Annotated in this window: 24 protein-coding genes and 2 pseudogenes; 10 read left to right on the forward strand and 16 right to left on the reverse strand. The window is 64.9% G+C overall.

The features are described 5' to 3' along the window. Nucleotides 1–41: 41 nt before the first annotated feature. Nucleotides 42–383 (reverse strand): DNA cytosine methyltransferase, encoded by a 342-nt coding sequence (locus DRW48_RS16425; RefSeq protein WP_277870785.1) that lies wholly within the window; start codon nucleotides 381–383, stop codon nucleotides 42–44. Nucleotides 384–564: 181 nt separating this feature from the next. On the opposite strand from DRW48_RS16425, the gene DRW48_RS16430 reads away from it, so the two are divergent. Next, nucleotides 565–777, forward strand: a complete 213-nt coding sequence (locus DRW48_RS16430) for a hypothetical protein (RefSeq protein WP_241963296.1) — start codon at nucleotides 565–567, stop codon at nucleotides 775–777. A gap of 279 nt (nucleotides 778–1,056) precedes the next feature. On the opposite strand, the gene DRW48_RS16435 is transcribed toward DRW48_RS16430, so the two are convergent. From DRW48_RS16435 to DRW48_RS16035, 4 genes are all read right to left on the reverse strand, one after another. After that, entirely contained in the window at nucleotides 1,057–1,887 is an 831-nt protein-coding gene (locus DRW48_RS16435; protein ID WP_241963297.1) for a ParB/Srx family N-terminal domain-containing protein, read from the reverse strand. Between the two features lie 492 nt (nucleotides 1,888–2,379). Further along, complete coding sequence (locus DRW48_RS16025; RefSeq protein WP_162784791.1) at nucleotides 2,380–2,550, reverse strand: hypothetical protein; 171 nt, start codon at nucleotides 2,548–2,550, stop codon at nucleotides 2,380–2,382. 27 nt (nucleotides 2,551–2,577) lie between these two features. Next, on the reverse strand, nucleotides 2,578–3,042 hold the full coding sequence (locus DRW48_RS16030) for a hypothetical protein (RefSeq protein WP_162784792.1): 465 nt from the start codon (nucleotides 3,040–3,042) through the stop codon (nucleotides 2,578–2,580). 359 nt (nucleotides 3,043–3,401) lie between these two features. Then, on the reverse strand, nucleotides 3,402–3,740 hold the full coding sequence (locus DRW48_RS16035) for a hypothetical protein (RefSeq protein ID WP_162784793.1): 339 nt from the start codon (nucleotides 3,738–3,740) through the stop codon (nucleotides 3,402–3,404). Nucleotides 3,741–4,077: 337 nt separating this feature from the next. Between DRW48_RS16035 and DRW48_RS14780 the strand changes: the two genes are divergently transcribed. The 5 genes and pseudogenes from DRW48_RS14780 (at nucleotide 4,078) to DRW48_RS14790 (ending at nucleotide 6,230) form a co-directional block, all read left to right on the forward strand. Beyond that, nucleotides 4,078–4,533, forward strand: coding sequence for a DUF2924 domain-containing protein (locus DRW48_RS14780; RefSeq protein ID WP_114077086.1), 456 nt, complete (start codon nucleotides 4,078–4,080; stop codon nucleotides 4,531–4,533). Next, a pseudogene (locus DRW48_RS16570) lies at nucleotides 4,533–5,049 on the forward strand (recombinase family protein). Before DRW48_RS14780 ends, DRW48_RS16570 begins: the two are co-directional and overlap by 1 nt. A 49-nt stretch (nucleotides 5,050–5,098) precedes the next feature. Next, nucleotides 5,099–5,401: a recombinase family protein gene (locus DRW48_RS16575; RefSeq protein WP_422385738.1), complete on the forward strand. Its 303-nt coding sequence runs from the start codon at nucleotides 5,099–5,101 to the stop codon at nucleotides 5,399–5,401. Next, nucleotides 5,386–5,850 (forward strand): recombinase zinc ribbon domain-containing protein, encoded by a 465-nt coding sequence (locus DRW48_RS16580; protein WP_422385739.1) that lies wholly within the window; start codon nucleotides 5,386–5,388, stop codon nucleotides 5,848–5,850. Before DRW48_RS16575 ends, DRW48_RS16580 begins: the two co-directional genes overlap by 16 nt. Continuing rightward, nucleotides 5,847–6,230, forward strand: a complete 384-nt coding sequence (locus DRW48_RS14790; protein ID WP_114077087.1) for a hypothetical protein — start codon at nucleotides 5,847–5,849, stop codon at nucleotides 6,228–6,230. The genes DRW48_RS16580 and DRW48_RS14790 overlap by 4 nt, the downstream gene beginning before the upstream one ends. Before the next feature lie 3 nt (nucleotides 6,231–6,233). On the opposite strand, the pseudogene DRW48_RS14795 reads toward DRW48_RS14790, so the two are convergent. From DRW48_RS14795 to DRW48_RS14810, 4 genes and pseudogenes are all read right to left on the reverse strand, one after another. Further along, nucleotides 6,234–7,070: pseudogene (locus DRW48_RS14795) on the reverse strand (protein NO VEIN domain-containing protein). A 441-nt stretch (nucleotides 7,071–7,511) separates the two neighbouring features. Continuing rightward, entirely contained in the window at nucleotides 7,512–8,120 is a 609-nt protein-coding gene (locus tag DRW48_RS14800) for a cation efflux transmembrane domain-containing protein (protein ID WP_114077614.1), read from the reverse strand. A 176-nt stretch (nucleotides 8,121–8,296) separates the two neighbouring features. Further along, nucleotides 8,297–8,632 carry a YnfA family protein gene (locus DRW48_RS14805; protein ID WP_114077088.1) on the reverse strand — a complete coding sequence of 112 codons (336 nt, stop codon included), beginning with the start codon at nucleotides 8,630–8,632 and terminating at the stop codon, nucleotides 8,297–8,299. Further along, the gene (locus tag DRW48_RS14810; protein WP_114077089.1) at nucleotides 8,629–9,063 is read right to left on the reverse strand and encodes a MerR family transcriptional regulator; all 435 of its coding nucleotides are present in this window, start codon (nucleotides 9,061–9,063) and stop codon (nucleotides 8,629–8,631) included. The genes DRW48_RS14805 and DRW48_RS14810 overlap by 4 nt, the downstream gene beginning before the upstream one ends. A 92-nt stretch (nucleotides 9,064–9,155) precedes the next feature. Between DRW48_RS14810 and DRW48_RS14815 the strand changes: the two genes are divergently transcribed. The 4 genes from DRW48_RS14815 to DRW48_RS16040 are packed head-to-tail and all read left to right on the forward strand — an operon-like array spanning nucleotide 9,156 to nucleotide 12,678. Beyond that, nucleotides 9,156–11,384 (forward strand): heavy metal translocating P-type ATPase, encoded by a 2,229-nt coding sequence (locus DRW48_RS14815; protein WP_241963298.1) that lies wholly within the window; start codon nucleotides 9,156–9,158, stop codon nucleotides 11,382–11,384. 1 nt (nucleotide 11,385) lies between these two features. Beyond that, nucleotides 11,386–12,009, forward strand: coding sequence for a methyltransferase family protein (locus tag DRW48_RS14820; RefSeq protein ID WP_114077090.1), 624 nt, complete (start codon nucleotides 11,386–11,388; stop codon nucleotides 12,007–12,009). Beyond that, nucleotides 12,006–12,491, forward strand: coding sequence for a signal peptidase II (lspA, locus tag DRW48_RS14825; protein WP_114077091.1), 486 nt, complete (start codon nucleotides 12,006–12,008; stop codon nucleotides 12,489–12,491). The genes DRW48_RS14820 and lspA overlap by 4 nt, the downstream gene beginning before the upstream one ends. After that, the gene (locus tag DRW48_RS16040; RefSeq protein ID WP_162784794.1) at nucleotides 12,478–12,678 is read left to right on the forward strand and encodes a hypothetical protein; all 201 of its coding nucleotides are present in this window, start codon (nucleotides 12,478–12,480) and stop codon (nucleotides 12,676–12,678) included. Before lspA ends, DRW48_RS16040 begins: the two co-directional genes overlap by 14 nt. Nucleotides 12,679–12,695: 17 nt before the next feature. On the opposite strand, the gene DRW48_RS14830 is transcribed toward DRW48_RS16040, so the two are convergent. The 7 genes from DRW48_RS14830 to DRW48_RS14860 form a co-directional block, all read right to left on the reverse strand. Beyond that, on the reverse strand, nucleotides 12,696–13,883 hold the full coding sequence (locus DRW48_RS14830; RefSeq protein ID WP_114077092.1) for an MFS transporter: 1,188 nt from the start codon (nucleotides 13,881–13,883) through the stop codon (nucleotides 12,696–12,698). Continuing rightward, nucleotides 13,880–15,319 carry an FAD-dependent oxidoreductase gene (locus DRW48_RS14835; RefSeq protein ID WP_114077093.1) on the reverse strand — a complete coding sequence of 480 codons (1,440 nt, stop codon included), beginning with the start codon at nucleotides 15,317–15,319 and terminating at the stop codon, nucleotides 13,880–13,882. The genes DRW48_RS14830 and DRW48_RS14835 overlap by 4 nt, the downstream gene beginning before the upstream one ends. Before the next feature lie 56 nt (nucleotides 15,320–15,375). Beyond that, nucleotides 15,376–15,708 (reverse strand): ArsR/SmtB family transcription factor, encoded by a 333-nt coding sequence (locus tag DRW48_RS14840; RefSeq protein ID WP_114077094.1) that lies wholly within the window; start codon nucleotides 15,706–15,708, stop codon nucleotides 15,376–15,378. 31 nt (nucleotides 15,709–15,739) lie between these two features. After that, nucleotides 15,740–16,798 carry an ACR3 family arsenite efflux transporter gene (arsB, locus tag DRW48_RS14845; protein WP_114077095.1) on the reverse strand — a complete coding sequence of 353 codons (1,059 nt, stop codon included), beginning with the start codon at nucleotides 16,796–16,798 and terminating at the stop codon, nucleotides 15,740–15,742. Then, nucleotides 16,795–18,000, reverse strand: coding sequence for an organoarsenical effux MFS transporter ArsJ (gene arsJ, locus DRW48_RS14850; protein ID WP_422385765.1), 1,206 nt, complete (start codon nucleotides 17,998–18,000; stop codon nucleotides 16,795–16,797). Before arsJ ends, arsB begins: the two co-directional genes overlap by 4 nt. A 68-nt stretch (nucleotides 18,001–18,068) precedes the next feature. After that, nucleotides 18,069–19,067 (reverse strand): ArsJ-associated glyceraldehyde-3-phosphate dehydrogenase, encoded by a 999-nt coding sequence (locus DRW48_RS14855; protein ID WP_114077097.1) that lies wholly within the window; start codon nucleotides 19,065–19,067, stop codon nucleotides 18,069–18,071. Next, nucleotides 19,064–19,909, reverse strand: coding sequence for an arsenate reductase/protein-tyrosine-phosphatase family protein (locus DRW48_RS14860; RefSeq protein WP_114077098.1), 846 nt, complete (start codon nucleotides 19,907–19,909; stop codon nucleotides 19,064–19,066). The genes DRW48_RS14855 and DRW48_RS14860 overlap by 4 nt, the downstream gene beginning before the upstream one ends. Nucleotides 19,910–20,146 lie beyond the last annotated feature (237 nt).

The following is a 20,146-nucleotide window of genomic DNA, read 5'->3' on the forward strand; positions in this document are numbered from 1 at the left end:
TGTGGGGCGCGCCGACTTCCGCCGCCGTGAAGAGGCCTGCCTCAAGGCGGTAGCCCATGCCGACCAGTCCTGCGGCGACTTCGGGGAAGAAGGCGGAGATGATGGGCGACATTCTCGAGGAAGACGAAGGGCGGCTCGATCTCGCCGATGATGCGGGCGACATGGGGCCAGAGATGGCGCGGGTCGTCTGCGCCCCGGCGCTTACCCGCGACCGAGAACGGCTGGCACGGATAGCCCGCAGTGACGATGTCCACCGCGCCGCGCCAAGGGCGGCCGTCGAAGGTGGCAAGATCGTCCCAGACAACAGCCTGATCCAGGGACGCGTCTTCCATCCGCGCCACGAGAGTGGCTGCGGCGAAGGTTTCCCGTTCGACATGGCCCACAGCACGATACCCGGGGATGGGATGGCGAGCCCGAGGTCGAGACCGCCCGCGCCGAAGCAGAGGGAGAGGCCGAAGAGGCATGCTCTCCGGCTCCGGAAGCGTCTCCGGAGGAAGGTAAAGCCAGGTCATGCATGTCACGCGGCGGTCTTGCGCGTTCGCGCGGGTTCAGGGGCGGCGTCCGTTGCCGGGGATCGGCGGGGGATTCGGCATCGTCGCCCAGCCGCTCGGTCCTCACCTGCGCGAAGGTCCGGCCGTCGCCATCAAAGATCGCGTCGCGGCCGGTCTCGGCCTGCCAGCGCTCGATCGCGACATCGACATAGGCCGGGCTGATTTCCATTGCGAAGACGCGGCGGCCGTTGGCTTCGCCCGCCATGATTTGCGAGCCGGAGCCTGAGAACGGCTCGTAGCAGAGGCCGCCCCGCGCTACATGCTGGCGCATCGGGATCCCGAAGGCATCGAGCGGCTTCGGCGTCGGGTGGTCGGGCCGGTCGTCCTTGGCGAAACTGGGCAGCGCCCAGGTCGATGGCAGGGTTTCCTCGGCCACCTTCGGCGGCCGGTTCGGGCGCGCCAGCCCATGAAGCAGGGCTCGTGCTTCCAGAGGTAGGGGATCGGGTCAGAACCCCTCGGTCCTTCACCAGATGATCTGCTGATGGACGAACGCGCCCGCCTTTTCCTAGCAGGTTTCCAGCGTCGCCTGGAGACGGGACGCGTGCCAACAGTACCAGGCCGCGTTCTCGGCGATCGCTTCCGCCACGGCTGCAGCGATGAACCCGTCGTAGAGTTCCGCCCCCTGCGAACTGTCGTCCCAGGTCGTGCCATAAGACGGGGACCAATCATTGTTCCGGGTCGGGTGGTTCGAGCCATCGTAGTCCAAGAGATACGGTGGGTCGGTCGCGAATAGGATCGCCCGCTCGCCATTCATCAGGCGACGCACATCGGCAACGCTGGTGCTGTCACCGCACGGCAGGCGGTTGTCGCCGAGCATCCAGAGATCGCCCGTCTGCGACGCCGGGTTGCGCGGCAGTTCAGGGATGGTCACCGGCGGCACTGACCCCCTGACGCCACCTTCTTGCCCGTCGTCCGCGACGTAGGCCAGCAGCTTGTCCAATTCGCCGTCGGAGAAGCCGACGAGTGACAGGTCGAACTCCTCGGCCAGCAGATCGTTCAGTTCAGCCGACAGCAGCGCCTCGTCCCAAGTGCCGAGTTCGGTAAGCTTGTTGTCCGCGATCCGGTAGGCCCGGCGCTGCGCCTCGGTCAGGTGGCCCAGCACGATCACCGGCGCCTCGGTCAGCCCCAGCTGGGTTGCCGCCAGCACGCGCCCGTGGCCGGCGATCAGTTCGCCGTCCTCGGCGACGAGGCATGGCACGGTCCAGCCGAACTCGGCCATGCTGGCGGCGATCTTGGCGACCTGGTCTGGCCCGTGCGCCTTCGCGTTCTTCGCGTAGGGCTGGAGGCGCGACAGCGGCCACGTCTCGATCGCGTCCGAGGCGAAGCTCAGCGTCATGGTGGGCAAGGTTCCTCGGTCGGGTGGATGCCAGTGGCTTCCGGACTCCGGATGCCGGATGCCGGGCCGGGCTCCACAGGGGTCCAGCGGCGACCAGCGGTGTCCGGTCGTAAGGCCAGCGTTCATTGGTGTTTGCGCGGCGGGCGAGTGGCTCCGGCTTCCGGATGGCTTCCCAAAAATCCGGCCCTGTCGCTGTCGATGTCCCGCGCTTCGCCCGCCAGCATACGAACATCGCCAGGAAGGAACCAAGATATCACAGGCTTGGCAGTTTGGACCATAACTGGTCTCCTCGCTGGACCCCGCAAGCCAGCGGCGCGGCGTCTGCCTGCGCGCCTCTCCCGAGCATATTCGTTTTCTAACGGCCTCGACGAAATGTGTAAGGGTCTGCGATGTACACCCGAAAATTTCCTGAGAGGACGATTTTTCTAGAAAAGTGATTGACGTTTTCGATGACGAACTGCTGCGAGCGTCGAGACGACGGCACGCGACCGTTCAGGCGCCAACCTCCCAGTCGGATAGAGGCACCTGTTCGACAAGGACACGTTTCGCCAGCAGCCGGTCGAAGACCGGACCGAAGGACGGCGCGGCAAGCTCACCGAGCAGGACTGCGTCGTCGCCAGCCTCACTCAGCCGCGTCAACGACCTCAAAATCGTCTCGGTCATTTATCAGCCCGTTCCGTTCGATCAGCTTCATCGCCCGCGCCTCATGCTGGGTGCGGCGAAACTCCACGACGCTCGCGGGCCGCAACTTGACCGGACCTGCGGCTGGCGCTTGCCGTCGCCCTTGAACAGGATCCGGAACACGAGCTCGCCCAGCCGCCAGGCGCCGCCGAAACCGACCGGCGTGCTGCCGAAATGCTGGAGCGCGTCACCGCCGGATCTCGCGAGCGCAGCGTGCGCACAACGCGGGGATACCCCTTCTTGCCGGGCGCCATCAGGTCGGCCGCCGCCTCGATGATCAGCACCTTGTCGATTCAGTGGATCGTAGGCGGCATCGAAGGTGAAGCCCGGTTCGGCGATTTCCACTGGGCGCGGAGTATAGAGGTCCTGCGCATCGTCGCCGTCGAAGAAGCCGGGTCTATCGAGGATGATCGAGGCGAAGAGTTCCGCGATCTCGGGTTGATGCGCCTTCCGGATGCGGGCCAGTCGCAGCATGCCGGTGTTTCAGAGTATCGCAGCACGGCGTGGGAAATCTGGCGCACGCTGATGACCCGTTCGACTTGGCCCTCTAGGGCCGGCTTGGTCGAAACCATGGAGCCGTGGCTGACTACGAGGTTGATCTCGTCATCGTCGTCGTAGTCGCCTAACCGGCAGTAGTCCCCGAGAAACGCCACGGAAGATGGCGGCAACGGCCGTCCGGAACGCCTCGACCTTCTCCGCCGTCAGATCGATCGCGACGCCACGTTCCCGCCCGGCATATCCATGCAGGCGGTCGGCGGTAAGCATCGCCATGGTCGGCCGCGTCGAACAGATCGGGATGCTCCAGAAACACCCGGACGGGGATGTGCTTGGGATCATGCGCCTTGTTGGGCGCGTCGGCGTCGCCGGTCTTGATATCCGGGAACAGATCGACGCCCCGACGGCGGTCTGCGCCTGGATGATCTCGAGGCCGCGGGCATCGCCCAGTTCCGCGATGCGGTGCAGATCGCCGCGCAGCTCCTCGGGATAGCTGTCCTCGAGCCGGTCAGCAGTTTCTCCAGCTCCTCGCGAGCGACATCCTCCTCCTGGTCCAGCAGGTCCACTGTGAAGCCCTCGTACTTGCCCGCATGCCGCGCAAGAAGCGGCTTCATCAGGGCGAGATCGATGGTCTTGATGAACCGGGGGTTCACGAACTTCTTCAAATTGCCGGCCACGACGAATCCCCTCTCCTGCAAGACAAGTGTTCTTGAGACGTTCTTTCGCGTGTTTCATCAACCCGCGCAGGATCGGCTCGGACGCTTTCCGACGTCGAGGAGTAGTGGTCAGAGGAGACGACTGCTCCGAGGCCCGCATGAAACGCCCCAATCCCCTCCCTCCCGACCAGATGAGCGCCGCTGAGCGCCGCGCCGAACTGTGCGGTCTGATGGCGCTCGGGCTAGTTCGGCTGCTCGGGCAGGATGGGCGCGAAGTAACTGACAATACTGGAGAACGTTGCCTACACTATCCCGACGACCAATGCCGTCATGCAACTCCAACTCACCGGAGAAACGCATGACGAAGTCCGATCCCATCCCCGCGCGCCTGGCCGCGTTGAAGTCCATGTCCGTCCCCCAGTTGAAGTCGGAGTGGCAGACGATCTTTGCGACGACGGCACCGAACAACAGCCGAGCATTCCTCAAGAGCCGGTTGGCCTACTGCATCCAAGAACTCACGTATGGCGGTCCTGATCGCGAAACCCGGCGCATGCTGGACCTGCTGGTTGACGAGGTCGGCGGCACCCTGACACGCAAGAGCCAGATCGCCGATCCTCGCAATCCCGTGGTCGGCACGAGGTTGATCCGCGAATGGAACGGGGTCGAGCGCACGATCACGGTCTTGCGTGACGGATTCGAGTGGCAAGGCCGCCCCTGCAAATCCTTGTCCGCGATTGCTCGGGCGATCACCGGGACGCGCTGGAATGGCTACCGCTTTTCCGGGTTGCGCGAACGAAAGCGGGGGAATGAATGATGGATCAGAGCGCAAATCCCATTCGCCGCCAGCGTTGCGCCATCTACACGTGCAAGTCGTCCGAGGAAGGGCTGGAGCAGGAGTTCAACAGCCTGCACGCCCAGCGAGAGGCCTACGAGGCCTTCATCGCCAGCCCGCGCTCCGAGGGCTGGGTGCTCGTCCGCGATCAGTATGACGACCGCGGCATCTCGGGCGGGACGCTGGAGCGGCCCAGCCTCAAGCAGCTTGGCCGACACTGAGGATGGCCTGATCGATGTGGTGGTCGTTTACAAGATCGACCGCCTGTCGCGGTCGCTGATGGACTTCTCGAAGCTGGTCGAGGTCTTCGACGGGAACGGCGTGACCTTCGCCTCGGTCACGCAGTCCTTCAATACCACCACCTCCATGGGGCGGCTGACGCTGAACATCTTGCTCAGCTTCGCCCAGTTCGAGGTCACGGCCGAGCGCATCCGCGACAATGTCCGCGCCTCCCGCATGAAGGGCATGTGGATGGGCGGCTACGTCCCGCTCGGGTAGTATGTGAAGGACCGCAAACTCGCGGTGAACGAGGGACGAAGCCGCCACCGTGCGCGGCATCTTCGAACGCTTCGTCGATATCGGATCAGCGACCGTGCTGGCCCGCGAACTGCGCCGCAAAGGACTCCGCAACAAGCACGGCACCTTGGTCGACAAGCGATATCTCTACAGGGTGCTGGTAGACCGCGTCTATCGCGGCGACGCCGTCCACAAGGGCAAGGCCTACCCGGCGAGCATCAGGCCATCATCGGCGAGCAGCTGTGGGATCAGGTCCATGCCATCTTGCGGCAGAACCCGCGAAAGCGCGCCAACAACACCCGCGCACAGGCGCCTGCATTGCTCAAGGGGCTGATCTTCACGGCCACGGGCGCCGCCATGACCCCGAGCAGCACGAAGAAGGGCACGCGGCGATACCGGTACTACGTCTCGATGGACGTCATCAAGAATCGCGAACCCAGCGATGAGGGCATCCCGCGCCGCCTTCCTGCCGACCTCGTGGAAGCGGCTGTGGTGACCGAGTTGCGGCGGGTGATGCGCGCGCCGTCGGTCACCGCACAGGTCATTGCCCACTTGGCCCGCGAGGGTCACGCCTTCGCCGAGGGCGACGTGATCTCCGCGCTGCAGACGTTCGATGACGTCTGGGGCCAGCTTTTCCCTGCGGAGCAGACCCGGGTCGTACTCTTGCTGGTGCGCCGGGTCACCGTGACGTCCGAGGGGCTGGTGATCGATGTCCGGACCGACGGCGTCTCGGGCGTCATGCGCGACATGATGGCGCCACTGAAGAAGGTGGCGGTGGAATGATGAAACCCGACGAGTCCATCCAGATCTTCGTGCCGCTGAAGGTTCGCAAGCAGAACGGGCGGCCGAAGATCATGCCGCCCGCCACCTATCTGCCCAGCGAAGACCGAACGCAGGATCCGCATATCCTGCGCGCCATTGGCCGGGCGTGGGGCTGGCGGCGGCGCATGGAAGCTGGCGAGTTCAATACGGTCACCGATCTGGCAAAAGCCGTGGGGCTGGCCGAACGCCATGTCAGCCGCCAGCTGCGGCTCGCCTATCTCGCGCCGGGTGTCCTCAAGCGACTGGTCTACAAGCGCGAAGGGCCCGCCGTGACCCTGTTGAACCTGACCGACGTCGCGGCCCTGCCGTGGCACGAACAGCCGGAGAGGGTGTTCGACTGATCCTCAGTGAAAGCTCGCCTGAAACGTCGTCGCCGTCAGCGAGACATGCGCGTCCAGCGGCGGATGCAGTTCGAACGCCTTCGGCTCGCGTGCGAAATTCCATAGCCGGAACAGACGCCATTCCGACCGGCGCTCCTCGGCCACGGCCAGTTCGTTGCGGGCGATGTGGAAGGGCGTGCGCTCCCATCCGTTCGTCGTCTTGACCTCGATCAGCCGCGGGAGCCCGTCCGGGGCGAAACTCGAGATGTCGTAGCCCGCGCCGTCGCCATCCTCCTCCGACACCCAGCGCACCTTGCGCGCCGGATCGTCCCGTCATGCCGAGCGTAGAGACGCCCGTTCATGCGCCAGCACGCGTTCCTCGCCCGCGCGACCGAGGGCCCGGTCGCGTTCGTTCCGGCCCGCCACGTCGAACTTGCGGGCGATTTGCAGCATCTAGTCCAACTCCTGCGGCGGCGGCTGGTTCGACAGCGTCGGCGGCGGCCCGATCCAGATCTACGCCGCCTCTCGCAGGCCAGCGGCGGAATGCAGCCCCGGTCGGCGCCCGAGCCAGGCCGGCTTCAGCGCCAGCCACCGCGCCACGGCATCCACCAAGGTCATCTGGAAATTGAACGCGAGCTTGTAGCCGGGGATCCAGTCCTCCCCGTGGCCCTTCAGCACCGCGCTGATGTTTTGGTGCTTGAACTCGACGGACCCCTCCGACCGGTCGTTCAGCAGCGGCAGCAACGCGCGGCGATGCTCGGCCTTGCTGTAGCGGCGCGCGGAGATGTCGTCGGCGAGCATCGCGAAGTAATCCGCGACGATCAGGTCGTTCTCTTCATCCGTCCAGGGCCCGTTCGACATTGCGCCAGGCTAAGGTCGCGAAGTCTGTTTGTCATCAGAGACTTCCGGCAGGTCTTCGGTGGTGACGCGGACCTCCCGCACTGCTGCGCTGACCTGGTGATCGGCCGCCACGGAGCCGTCCTTTTGACCGCCCTGCGCCTTCGTGTCGGTCTCCGTCACTGGATTATATCGCGAGGGGGGCGAACCCATGAACGCGGCAAATCATTGGAAATGCTAGGACGTTTTACACCGTCCCGTGACCATCGAGGGGCGCTCGAAAAGAGACACGGGCAATTCGGAGACCCACTCTGAGTCAACCTTCCGGCCTCCGAAGGGCGGATGACCTTTCCAACGCCCTTTGAAACAAAAAGAAAAAAGGCCCCGATCGGGGCCCTTGGACGGATTCGGCAACTGAATGTGGCGGAGGGGAAGGGCCTGAAAGACAACCTTCTCCACCTCAAGCTACTGATTTGTTTGAGCCCTCCTGCCTTCGCCATGCGCGTCGCGCAGGATTCCGATGCCGCCCCAAGCGGCGACGCCGGCGACCGCGACACCGACCACGAGATCGGGCCAATTGCTGCCCAGCCACCAGACGAGACCGCCCGCGACGAGAATACCGCCGTTCGAAATGAAGTCGTTCAGACTGAAGGTGTTGGCCGCTCTGACGTTCACGTCCGGGTCCTCGAGCCGACCAAGGAGCCAGATGCAGATGCCGTTCACAACCGCGGCAATGAGGGCCATGGAAATCATGAGTGGGCCGAGCGGCTCGGAGCCTGTGTAGTAGCGGCGAACAGCGTCGATCAGGATGCCAGCCGCGAAGAGCAGCAGCAGCCCTCCTGACACGTTGGCGGCTCCGCGCTTCCATTTGTCCGAACGAGACAGGGCAAAAAGGCTGATGGCGTAGACGAAGCTGTCGGAGGTGTTGTCCAGACCGTTGGCAATCAACGCGCTGGAGTCGCCCAATGCGCCTGTCGCAAAAAAGCCGATGGCGATCGCCGCATTCAGCAGCAGAACCGTCCAGAGCGTACGGCGCTGACGTTCATCCGGATTCTTTGGCAGTTCTTTGGTCATCAGGTTCGCCTCCATTTGTGCTGCCCGTCGGATCAAGGCGGCCTCATCTGCCCTGCATGCGAAAGGCACTCGATCCTCGCCAGAAAAGAAGCAGCCTGCTGCCTCAAGAATCGGCCGAGACATAATCTTAGTCGCTGTAGTCGCTAGAGGTTCAAGGGCTGCGCGCTGATTAACGTCTAGACGCTGCGCGGGGCGAGCAGGATCAGGGCCGCCCCCGCAAGGCAAACGACGCCGCCTATGAGATCCCAGCGATCGGGTCGCTCGCCTTCGGCCAGCCACATCCAGAGGACGGACGCCACGATGTAGACGCCCCCGTAGGCTGCGTAGGCGCGCCCGGCGAAGGCCGAGTCGATCTGCGCCAGGAGCCAGCCAAAGGCGATCAGGCTCGCAACGCCTGGAACGAGCCAAACCGCTGAGGCGCCGAGGCGCCACCACGCCCAGATGGCGAAACAGCCCGCGATTTCGGCCAGAGCCGCGGCGGCATAGACTGCCAGGGTCGGCAGCGCTGTCATCCGGCGGCCTCGGACGCCCCGTGGTTCTGCGCGCAATGGGAATGGTCGCTCAGCACCTCGATCACGCGGCAGTCGGCCACGGTACCCTGTGCGCACTGCGTGATCATGCGCTCGAGCTCTGCCTTCAGCGCCGTGAGACGCGCGATCCGGGCCTTGACCGCGGTGAGCTGCTTCTTCGCGATGACGTCGGCGGCTGCGCAGGATTGATCCGGCTTATCGGAGAGGCTCAGAAGGTCGCGTATGGCGTCCAGCGGAAACCCAAGCTCGCGCGCGTGGCGGATGAACGCCAGCCGATCCAGCGCCGAGCCCCCGTAGAGCCGCTGGTTCCCGGCGCTGCGCTCTGGCTCCGGCAGGAGGCCGATCTGCTCGTAATAGCGGATCGTCGGAACCTTCACGCCGGCCGCTTCACCCAATTTTCCGATGGTGAGCATCAGATTCCCTCTTGAAGCTATAGTTACTAGAGACACTACGTTCCCGGCTGAGCGAATACAACGTTGCCCGCTGAGCGGGGTGGAAGGGCGTGATGACGGCGAACGGCAGTGCAACCTACGAGTGGACGGTTTCCGGGATGGACTGTGCGTCGTGCGCCGGCAAGGTGCGAGGCGCCGTCCAACACCTGCCGGGCGTGAGCGACGTCGACGTGGCGCTGATGACCGAGCGGCTTCGGCTGACCCTCGACGAAGGGCAGACCCAGCGCGACCAGGTTGAGGCGATCGTCAAACGGCTCGGCTACGGGATCGCGGCGAAAGGATTGAGCCCGGATTGGAAACCCTTCGTGCTGCCGGACGGCCAGCAAGAATCCCGTACGGACGGCTCGCGGGATGCCGCAGGAGTCGCGCCCGACACTGGATCGACAAGGCCTGACAGCGGCCCAGCGCCCGGTTCGCGTTGGTATCGGACCGCGAAGGGCAGTCTGGTGATCGGCACCGGGCTCCTCCTCGCGGCGGCATGGGCCGTGAATCTGTTCGCCTCCGAGGACGTAGCGAACTGGGCCTTCATCCTCGCCACGATTATCGGTGTTGCGCCAATCGCGCGGCGCGCCGTGGCGTCCGCCCGATCGGGCATGCCATTCACGATTGAGATGCTGATGACTATCGCCGCCACCGGCGCGCTTGTCATCAATGCCGCGGAAGAAGCGGCGCTGGTGGTCTTCCTCTTCGCAGTCGGGGAGGTTCTCGAGGGCGTCGCGGCGAACAAGGCCCGCGACGGGATCCGTGCGCTCGCGCGCCTCGTGCCGAAGACGGCTCTACTGGAAGTGGATGGCAGGACGCGAGTGATCCCGGCCGACCGGCTGCAGGTGGGCCAGATCGTTCTGGTGCGCCCCGGAGACCGGGTCCCGGCAGACGGCGAGGTCATCGAGGGCACCTCCGGCGTCGATGAGAGCGCGGTCACGGGCGAGAGCATGCCGAAGCTGAAGGTGCCCGAAGCGCCAGTCTTTGCTGGCTCAATCAATTCTGAAGCGGCGCTGCGAGTCCGGGTCACCAAGTCGGCCAAGGACAACACCATCGCCCGCATCATTCGTCTGGTCGAGGAAGCGGAGAGCGCCCGCGCGCCGACGGAGCGCTTCATCGACCGGTTCAGCCGCATCTACATGCCCGCCGTGGTCGGAGTTGCGGTGCTGGTGGCGATCATCCCGCCCCTCGCATTCGGTCAAGCCTGGGACACGTGGATCTACCGCGCGCTCGCGCTGCTCTTGATCGGATGCCCCTGCGCGCTGGTGATATCCGTACCGGCTTCCATCGCTTCCGCGCTTTCCTCCGGTTCGCGACGTGGCCTCCTGATGAAGGGAGGCGCCGTGATCGAGGCCGCAGCGGCGACCACGCATGTTGCATTCGACAAGACGGGGACCCTGACCCATGGGAGGCCGCGCATCACGGATGTGGTGTCGGTCTCAGGATCGGAGACGGAGGTGCTGGCGCTAGCTGCGGCCGTTGAAGCGGGATCGAGCCATCCACTGGCGGAGGCGATCCTGTCGCGCGCAGAAGCTGCGGGAATCACGTCCTTGGCCGCATCGGCCGCCAAGGCGCTCCCCGGCCGGGGGGTCGAAGGGGTCATCGAGGGCGAGCCCGCCTGGGTGGGCTCTCCTCGGTTCGCGGAGGAGCGCGGCGTGTTTGACGATGGCGCGCGGCAGAGGGCGGCCAGCCTCGAGAAAGAGGGTAAGACGGTCGTAGCGGTCTTCGGTCTGAGCAAGCTTGTCGGGCTCATCGCGCTCCGGGATGAGCCCCGAGAGGATGCCGCCCGCGCAGTGAAGCAGCTGAAGGCGCTCGGCGTCAGTTCGGTAATGCTGACCGGAGACAACGGACGCACGGCGGCAGCCATTTCCGACGGTCTCGGCATTGACTATCGCGCCGAGCTGATGCCCGAAGACAAGGTTGCAGCGATCCGCGAGATGACCTCGAGGGGTCACGTGATGATGGTGGGTGACGGCATCAACGACGCCCCCGCGCTCGCCTCCGCCCATGTGGGCGTCGCGATGGGCTCCGGAACCGACGTTGCGCTCGAGACCGCCGACGCCGCAATTCTGCGCAATCGGGTAACTGATGTCGCCAGCAAAATACGACTTTCCCGGGCGACCATGGCGAACATTCGGCAGAACGTGGCGATCGCGCTCGGCCTCAAAGCGGTGTTTCTTGTTACCACCATCCTTGGCATCACCGGGCTCTGGATTGCCATTCTCGCCGACACGGGCGCGACTGTACTCGTCACGCTTAACGCACTGCGGCTTCTCGCTTTCGATCCGGAGGAGACCTGAGATGCTGTCTCCGTTCGGCTGGTCGGCGCTCGCCGTCCTTTTCGGCTATCTCGCGCTTTTTTTCTGGGGCAGCGCCGTCGCGGCACAGGCGGCAGGGAAACCGGTCTGGCTGTTTGCCCGCGCCTCAGGACGCGACCGCGCGGCCGCTTTCGGGTTCCGCGCCGCGTTCATCCTCGCTTTTTTCGGACCCCTCCTCTGGATAGTTTGGCCGATGTTGCACAAGGTCGATCCCTTCTGGACCGAAGGAAGAGCCGTTGCGCTTGGCATCATCGGTATCTTCATCGCGGGCCTTGGCGCGATGGTGGCCTTTGCAGCTCAGATGTCGATGGGCTCATCCTGGCGCGTCGGTGTGGTGAGCGGTGCAACGGGAAGCCTCGTCTCAGGTGGGCTATATCAGTTCAGCCGGAACCCGACCTTCGTCGGGCAATTCGCGCTGCTGGCCGGTGTCGCCCTGGCGGTGCCTGCCGTCCCGACGATCCTTGCGCCGATCCTGTTCCTCTGGTCGGCAGCCACGCAGGTCCGGTCGGAGGAAGCTGTGCTGCGCGAAGCCCTGGGGCCAGACTATGACCGCTATGTCGCATCGGTTCCGCGCTGGATCGGCATCCCGAGGAAGGCCGCGCCATGACCAATCCCATGATGCTTCTCTTGGTCGCCGCCACGGTGCTGGCCGACCAGCTGACCAAGGCGGCCGCCCTCTCGCTGCTTTCGCTGGGTGACGCGGTTCCAGTTCTTCCCGGCTTCGGGCTTGCGCTTGGCTTCAACGAAGGGTCGAGCTTCGGCATGCTGTCCGGCGTTATGGCAGGTAAGCCGCTGCTGATGGCCGCCTTGACCGGGGCACTGACCCTGATCTTCGCCGTCATGGCAGTTCGGGCGCGCCATCCGCTGGAGCGCGCAGGCTTCGTCCTGGTGGTAGGCGGTGCGCTTGGCAACATCATCGACCGGCTGCGGCAGGGCGCCGTGACCGACTTCCTCGACCTCTACTGGCGCAACTGGCACTGGCCCACGTTCAATGTCGCGGATATCGCGATCACTCTGGGCGCGGTGTGCATCCTCGCAACCTCTCTTTCCTCACGCCGCCGAAAGGAGCCTGTTCTTGACCGACACTGACGCACAGGCCCTGTCCCGCGACGATCTGCCCCTCACGGTCGCGTTCTTGATCACGCTGGCGGCAACGCTCGGCGCGCTCTTCGTCGGCGAGGTGCTCAGGCATATGCCCAAGCTTCCATGGCTATGCCCAGTGTCCGATCGAAACGGGGGCCAGCATCCACCCCCATCTCCGGGCATTATTCTTTGAATGCTCCGTCTGATCTTCTAGACAGCGGGTATTCTTCGTTGCCGATGAACCGAGGCCGCGAGGACCAGAGCGGCAACGCAGGGTACGGCCGCCATGGCGGAAAGTATCGCGAGGGTGCCATCCGCTCCGAATGCCTCGATCAGAAACGCACCGATCATCGGCGCGGCGGCGGCGGCGAAAAGCATCGGCATGGCGAGGCGCCCCATCGTCTGCGCGTAGCGGTCAGACCCGAAGAGAGTGAGCGGCAAAGCGCCGCGAGCGATCGACCAAAGACCATTTCCCGCCCCATAGGCGACCAGCGCCGCGGAGGCAGGAGCTCCGAGCTGCAGACCCAGAAAACCGAGAAGCACCAGACCGACCGCCGAACCCATTGTCCAGATCGGATGATGGCGCCCGCGGCCCAGCATCTCGAGGACGCGGGCGCCGACCTGTGCCGGCCCGATCAAGGTGCCGAGCGCAATCGCAGTGGCCAATGCGTATCCCTCGGCGGTCAGGATCCTGATCAGATGGATCGACCAGATGGTCGCCAGCATCGACAGGCTCACGCCAGCCGCAACGATGTACAGGAAGCGCAAATCGAGAAGACCCGGCAGGTCGGGCAGCATTGCTCCGGTCGACTGCGCCTTCTCTTCCGCGGGCGGTCTCCGCGGCAGGAGACAGAGGCTGATCGGCAGCGTCACCGTCAGATGTAGCGCCGCATAGGCGAAACATGTCCCTCGCCAGCCGACGATCTCGACCAGCCATGCCGAGATCGGCCAACAAACCGTGCTGGCGAAACCGCCCCACAGGGTGAGCTGGGTGATCGCCGCCCGCGCGTCTCGCCCGAAGAGCCGCCCGAGCGTCGAGAAAGCCGCATCATACAGGCCCGCCGACATGCCGAGACCGAGAATGGCCCAGGCGGCGAAATACACCGGCAGGCTTCGGGCGCTGCCAAGCAAAACCAGGCCCGTTGCAATCAGCGCCATCCCGGTCGCCAGCACTCGCCGGCCGCCGGTAATTTGGATCAGCCGGCCCACGGTCGGCGCGGCGAAGCCCGCCACCAAGAGACCGCCGGATACGCCGGCGGATAGCATGCCGACGCTCCAACCCGTGTCAGCGGCAATCGGACCCGCCAGAACCGCCATCAGGTAATAAGTGCTGCCCCAAGCGAAGATCTCAATCACACCGAGGGCAGAGACGGTACGGGTCCTTGCAGGAAGGGTCATGCCGGGAGGCTGGCCCGCGCAGCCGTATTGCAGCCACAGCCACTTTCCCCCTCGGCCTTGGCGAGCTCGTCGGCGACGCAGCACGCGGCGGCATTCGCCTTGGGCGGGCCGCCGCAGCAGGTCGCCTCCTTCGCCGGCGCTTTCGGAGGTGCGCAGCAAGCATCCGCCGTTGCGTCGATTGTGGACCTGGTCCTGCAAACGCCCGTCTCGGGAAGCTTCAGGTGCACCTGCCGAGCAGCGACGGCGTCGCCGGCCAGTTCGGCGACGACCGAGCGAACCTGCTCATACCCTGTGGTCATCAGGAAGGTCGGGGCGCGGCCGTAGCTCTTCATCCCGACGATGTAGAAGTCGCGCTCGGGATGTGCGAGTTCGACCACCTCGTGAGGCCGGACGGTTCCGCAGGAGTGGAGGTTAGGGTCGATCAGCGGCGCCAGCGCCGGCGTAGCTTCGACCGACGGGTCGAGCGACAGGCGCAACTCGGACAGCGGCGTCAGATCGGGGCGGAAGCCAGTGGCGACAACGATGCGGTCCACCGTCAGTTCTGCCGGACGCCCGTCCTCTGTGCCGAGGACCCGCAGGGCCTCGCCTTCGGCCGCAATCCGCTCGACGGAGAAAGGCGAATGGAAGCTGACCCGTCGCGACTGCACTGCCTCGGCCGCCCGCAGTCCGAGCCTGCCGCGGCCGGGAAGCTGGTCGTTGAGGCCGCCGCCTAGCACGCGCTCGATGCCGCCCGAGCGCGTGGCCCAGGTGATCCGCGTGCCCGGCTCCTGCTCCTGCAGATCCATCAGGTCGAGGGCGGCGTTGATCGCCGAATGGCCCGCGCCGATCACGAGCGTATGCCTGCCGGCATAGTCCTCGCGCGTTGCGCCGAGTACGTCGGGAATGCCGTAGTGGATGCGGTCGCGGTTCTCGATCTCCCCCTCGACGGGCAGCCCGTCAAGTCCGATCGGATTCGGCTTCACCCACGTGCCGGAGGCGTCGATGACCGCCCTTGCCAGCGCACGGCGCCGCTCTCCCGCAGCATCCCGCCAGAGAACGACGAAGGGCGCCGCGTCGCGGCCCTCGCCCGAAAGCTTCGAATGCCCTTTCCGGGTGACCGCCAGAACCTCGGCGTCAAGCCGCAGGTTCGGGGCGATCGCCGGATGTGCGGCGAGTGGAGCGAGATAGTCGCGGATCAGCTCCGCGCCAGTCGGCATGTAATCGGGTACTGGCGCGATCCAGTCGTTCTCTTCGAGCAACACGCGCGCCTCTGCGTCGACGTTGTATTCCCAAGGCGAAAACACGCGGACATGCGCCCACTGGGCCACCGTCGCGCCAGCCGAGGTGCCTCGTTCGAAGATCAGAGGCTGGAGCCCGCGCCGAAGCAGATGGGCGGCTGCCGCGAGCCCCACAGGACCTGCGCCGATCACGGCCACTGGAAGTTCGGAAATCAGCATATCGCCACCTCATTCCATTGTTCTAGATTCGTGGGAGGGCAAGGCAAAAAGAGAGATCACCCCGCCACCTTCTCGGGCGCGCGATCCGAAGACGGTCCACACGTTTCATCGGCGCAGCATTCGTCGGCCAGAAACCCCAGCAGCGCGCTCATGGCCGGATACTCGGCGTGGCAGATGAGGCTGTTGCCCGCCCTATCCTGTCGCACAAGTCCACGGTCGATCAATCGCTTCAGATGGTGCGACAGCGTCGAGGCGGGCAGTCCGACCTGTTCCTGAACCTGACCGACCGCCAGACCGGCTCGCCCGGCACGCACCAGCGTCCGGTAGATCTGCAGGCGGTTCGGATTGCCGAGCGCCTCGAGCTGATGAGCTGCTGTTTCGAGTTCCATGGAAATAGATTGACGCCGAACAGCCTTCCTGTCAATCTAATTCCACAATTCTCGAACTGGAATGCACGACGTCTTCTTCGGACTGCGGGAAGCGCTTGCGGGTGCGGTTCGCAAACGCGACCAGCGTCAGCATCACCGGCACCTCGACCAGCACCCCCACCACCGTGGCAAGCGCCGCGCCCGAGCCCAGGCCGAAGAGGCTGATCGCCACCGCGACCGCGAGTTCGAAGAAGTTGGAGGTGCCGATCATGGCGCAGGGTGCGGCGATCCGGTGTGGGACCTTCATCGTCCAGGCGGCGGCATAGGCCAGCGCGAAGATGCCATAGCTCTGGATCAGGATCGGCACCGCGATCATGGCGATCACCACGGGGTTCGCGAGGATCTTCTCTCCCTGCAGGCCGAAGAGGATCACCACGGTCGTGATCAGGCCCATCATCGACCACGGCTTGATCCGGGCCGAGAACGCGTCGATCGCCTCGGGCGAGCCAAGCCGGCGCCGGGTCAGCAGGCCCGCGATCAACGGCAGGACGATGTAGAGCACCGTCGCCAGCACCAGCGTTTCCCAAGGCACGGCGATATCGGTCACGCCGAGAAGAAAGGCCACGAGCGGCGCGTAGGCGACCACCATGACGAGATCGTTGACCGAGACCTGCACCAGCGTGTAGGTCGCGTCGCCGCGGGTCAGCTGAGACCATACGAAGACCATCGCCGTGCAGGGCGCAGCACCAAGCAGGATCAGCCCGGCGGTATACTGAGCGGCATCCTCCGGCTCGATCCAGGGCGCGAACACGTAATCGAAGAACAGAACCGCCAGAAACGCCATAGTGAACGGCTTGATCAGCCAGTTCACCGCCAGCGTGATCAAAAGGCCCTTCGGCTGGCGGGCGACGCCAGCAACAGCCTGAAGGTCGACGCCGACCATCATCGGATAGACCATGGCCCAGATCAGCACCGCCACCACCAGATTGACGCTGGCCACTTCTGCTGCTGCCACGGCCTCGACGAGCCCGGGCGCCGTGGCCCCGATTCCGATACCCAAGGCGATCGCAAGTGCAATCCAGAGGGTGAGATAACGTTCGAAGACACTCATGCCAGGCTCTCCTGCGGGCGGTCCGGGCTGAGGCGGCCGACAGCGAGCGCAGACGCCGCCACCATCGCCGCCGCCGTTCCCAGCATCAGCACCAGCCCGCCGATCTGATAGGTCAGGCCCGAAAGCAGCGTGCCGAGGAGGCGCCCGCCCGCATTGGCCATGTAGTAGAAACCCACATCCATCGTCACCCGTTCGGCCTTGGTAAAGGCGAGGATCAGATAGGAATGCAGGGATGAGTTCACCGCGAAGACCGCGCCGAAGACCAGCAGCCCCAGGACCAGCGTTGCCGTCAGCCATGGCTGCGGCCCGGGCGAGATCAGGGCGGCGGCGGTCAACCCGGCCGGAATGGCGGCCAGCGACCACGCCCAGCCACGCGCCGCGTCGATCAAATCGCCGTCGGATCTTTGCGCCGCACGCAGGAGCCGGGGTGCTGCCGCCTGCACCGCTCCATAAAGGATGGTCCAGACCGCCATGAAGCTACCGATCATGAAGAAGGCGGCCCGGTTGCCCTCGACGGTGCCGTCCGACAGCACAGCGTAGAAATAGATCGGAATGCCGACGACGAACCAAACGTCGCGTGCACCGAACAGAAATACCCGCGCTACCGACAGCCAGTTCACGTTCGCGGACTTCGAAAAGACCTCGGAGAACTTCGTTCCTTTGCGTCCCTTGGGCAGTCCTTGCGGCATGGCGATCAGGACGGCTAGCAGAATGACCGCAAGCACCGCTGCCATCGCAAGGACCGCCGGGACAAAGCCCAGCGTGGCGAGCAGCACCGCACCCAGCAGGAAGCCCAGCCCCTTCACCGCGTTCTTCGATCCGGTCAGCAGCGCGACCCAGCGGAAGAGCCCGCCATTTTCCCGTGGCGCCAGCAGCTTCACGGCAGATTTTGAGGACATCTTGGCCAGATCCTTTGCTACGCCGCTCCCGCCCTGCACGATCATGACATAGGCGACCGAGAACCCGATGGCCCAGCCGGGATCCAGTTGCGCCAGCGCCACCAGCGCGATGACCTGCAAGCCCAGTCCAGCATAAAGGGTCGAGGTCAGCCCGAACCGAGCCGCGATCCATCCAGCCGACAGGTTCGTGACCATGCCCGCGATTTCGTAAAGGATGAACAGATAGGCCAGCTGCACCGGGCTGAACCCCAGCCTGTGGAAATGCAGCAGGACCAGCATCCGCAGGGCGCCGTCGGTCAGCATGAAGGCCCAATATGCGGCAGTGACTGCAATATAGGCTGACAGGCCCTCCGGGCGCGGTCGGGCAACGGTCACAGCGAGGCCCCGACCATCAGCGCCACGTCCACCAGACGGTGCGCGTAGCCCATCTCGTTGTCGTACCAGGCGTAGATCTTCACCTGGGTGCCATTCACGACCATGGTCGAGGGCGCGTCAATGATGCCCGATCGTGTGTCGTTGGTGTAATCGGCGGAGACAAGCGGGCGCTCTTCATAGCCGAGGATGCCCTTGAGCGGACCTCTCGCGGCGGCCTTGAACAGTTCGTTGACCTCCTCCGGCGTCGTCGGTCGCTCCACCTCGAACACGCAATCGGTGATCGAGGCGTTCAGCAGGGGCACGCGGATGGCATGGCCGTTCAGTCTGCCCTTCAGTTCCGGATAGATCAGCGTGATCGCGGTGGCGCTCCCCGTGGTGGTCGGGATCAGCGAATTGAGCGCCGAACGCGCTCGTCGCAGATCCTTGGCGGGGCGGTCCACGATGGTCTGCGTATTGGTCACGTCATGGATCGTGGTGATCGATCCATGCCGGATGCCGATGGCTTCGTGGATCACCTTCACGACCGGGGCGAGGCAGTTGGTCGTGCAGCTTGCCGCCGTGATGATCCGGTGTTCGGCCGGATCGTAGATGTCGTGATTGACGCCATAGACGATGTTTGCCGCGCCACCGTCCTTGACCGGGGCCGAGACAACCACCTTCTTCACCCCCGCCTCGAAATACGGAGCCAATTTCGCTTCGGATTTGAAGACGCCGGTGCAGTCGATGACCACATCAACTCCCGCGAGCGGCAACTCGGACAGGTCTTTCCTTCCGATGAAAGGCAGCCGCGTGCCGTCGATGGTGACGCTCTCCGCGTCGTGCGAGAACGCCGCATCCCACCGCCCATGCACGGTGTCGAACTCGAATAGATGCGCATGCATGGCTGGGTCGCCCACCGCGTCATTGATCCAGGCGATCTCCGCTTCGCGTTCAAGAAGCGGCTTGAGGGCAAGCTTTCCCATGCGGCCGAGGCCGTTCAGAGCATAGACGGTCATGCGGGCGCTCCGGCATCCTTACGGCCGAGGTCGTCCACGGCCTTTTGCAGCGAGATGCGGTCCAGCGAGGCGACGGGCAGCGCCGAAAATGCCTTGATGCGGTTGTGCAGCGCCCCATAGGTCTGTTGGAACGCGAGGCTCTTTTCTGCGTGAGTACCTTCGGCCTTCACCGGATCGGGCATGCCCCAATGCGCGCTGACGGGCTGGCCGCTCCATGCCGGACACTCCTCGTTCGCGGCCTGATTGCAGACCGTAAAGACAAAATCGAACCTCGCTGCGGCCGGCCCTTGAAACTCACCCACATTCTTCGATCGCAGGACCGAGACATCGTGCCCCTTCTGCTCCAGCACCTCGAGGGCAAACGGGTTCAGCTCCGAGTGGGGCCGGGTACCGGCGGAATATGCCTCGAACCGATCGCCTGCCTCCTTGCGGAGGATGGCTTCGGCGAAGATCGAGCGGGCGGAGTTTCCGGTGCAGATGAACAGCACCTTGTACTTGCGGTCGGACATGCCGGTGGTTCCTGATATCGTTGGCAGGGAGACGGGCGCGCAGAGATCGGGTCGACCGCGGCAGCAGTCGAGGATGAGATAGTCGAAGGTGCGGCGCACCTCGGCCATGGCGATGGAATAGCGGAGCGAGGTTCCCACCCGCTCCTGCGTCACCAGCCCCGCCTGCATCAGCGCGGAGAGATAGGCCGACAGTGTCGACGCCTTGAGGTCCAGCGCATCGGCGATCTCACCCGCTGGCACCCTGTCCGGATAGCGCCGCATGAGCAGCCGGAAGAGGGCGAGACGCTGCGGGTGGCCCAAGGTCGACAGGCGGGAGGGAATCATTTCTTCCATATTTCGTGGATATCAGAAATAAAGGACACGACGCAATCCTCCTTCGGTGCTGTTGAAGGCTTCTCACCCGCGAGCCCGTGCCTGATCCCGCATGACGCTGTGGTCGGCAAGCATCTCGGCGATGGCCGACACTCCTGTTCGGCGGGGTGCCGCGCGAAGTTCCTGGCCGAGCCGGAGCGTCATCTCGATCCGGCGGTGACGGTGGCATCGGCCGAGCCGGCGCCCGAAGGAACGATC

Origin of the sequence: Paracoccus suum, assembly GCF_003324675.1 — a bacterium.
Lineage (GTDB): Bacteria > Pseudomonadota > Alphaproteobacteria > Rhodobacterales > Rhodobacteraceae > Paracoccus > Paracoccus suum.

Bases quoted from the DNA above. Each gene is read 5' to 3' on its own strand.
- DRW48_RS16025 (WP_162784791.1), bottom strand. From the start codon at position 2,550: ATGACCGAGACGATTTTGAGGTCGTTGACGCGGCTGAGTGAGGCTGGC.
- DRW48_RS14830 (WP_114077092.1), bottom strand. From the start codon at position 13,883: ATGACCCTTCCTGCAAGGACCCGTACCGTCTCTGCCCTCGGTGTGATT.
- DRW48_RS14805 (WP_114077088.1), bottom strand. From the start codon at position 8,632: ATGACAGCGCTGCCGACCCTGGCAGTCTATGCCGCCGCGGCTCTGGCC.
- DRW48_RS14835 (WP_114077093.1), bottom strand. From the start codon at position 15,319: ATGCTGATTTCCGAACTTCCAGTGGCCGTGATCGGCGCAGGTCCTGTG.
- arsJ (WP_422385765.1), bottom strand. From the start codon at position 18,000: ATGCTGACCGACGGCGCCCTGCGGATGCTGGTCCTGCTGCATTTCCAC.
- lspA (WP_114077091.1), top strand. From the start codon at position 12,006: ATGACCAATCCCATGATGCTTCTCTTGGTCGCCGCCACGGTGCTGGCC.
- DRW48_RS14820 (WP_114077090.1), top strand. From the start codon at position 11,386: ATGCTGTCTCCGTTCGGCTGGTCGGCGCTCGCCGTCCTTTTCGGCTAT.
- DRW48_RS14810 (WP_114077089.1), bottom strand. From the start codon at position 9,063: ATGCTCACCATCGGAAAATTGGGTGAAGCGGCCGGCGTGAAGGTTCCG.
- DRW48_RS14815 (WP_241963298.1), top strand. From the start codon at position 9,156: ATGACGGCGAACGGCAGTGCAACCTACGAGTGGACGGTTTCCGGGATG.
- DRW48_RS14860 (WP_114077098.1), bottom strand. From the start codon at position 19,909: ATGGAAGAAATGATTCCCTCCCGCCTGTCGACCTTGGGCCACCCGCAG.
- arsB (WP_114077095.1), bottom strand. From the start codon at position 16,798: ATGAGTGTCTTCGAACGTTATCTCACCCTCTGGATTGCACTTGCGATC.
- DRW48_RS16435 (WP_241963297.1), bottom strand. From the start codon at position 1,887: ATGACGCTGAGCTTCGCCTCGGACGCGATCGAGACGTGGCCGCTGTCG.
- DRW48_RS14840 (WP_114077094.1), bottom strand. From the start codon at position 15,708: ATGGAACTCGAAACAGCAGCTCATCAGCTCGAGGCGCTCGGCAATCCG.
- DRW48_RS14790 (WP_114077087.1), top strand. From the start codon at position 5,847: ATGATGAAACCCGACGAGTCCATCCAGATCTTCGTGCCGCTGAAGGTT.
- DRW48_RS14855 (WP_114077097.1), bottom strand. From the start codon at position 19,067: ATGACCGTCTATGCTCTGAACGGCCTCGGCCGCATGGGAAAGCTTGCC.
- DRW48_RS16030 (WP_162784792.1), bottom strand. From the start codon at position 3,042: ATGCTGCGACTGGCCCGCATCCGGAAGGCGCATCAACCCGAGATCGCG.
- DRW48_RS14780 (WP_114077086.1), top strand. From the start codon at position 4,078: ATGACGAAGTCCGATCCCATCCCCGCGCGCCTGGCCGCGTTGAAGTCC.
- DRW48_RS14800 (WP_114077614.1), bottom strand. From the start codon at position 8,120: ATGACCAAAGAACTGCCAAAGAATCCGGATGAACGTCAGCGCCGTACG.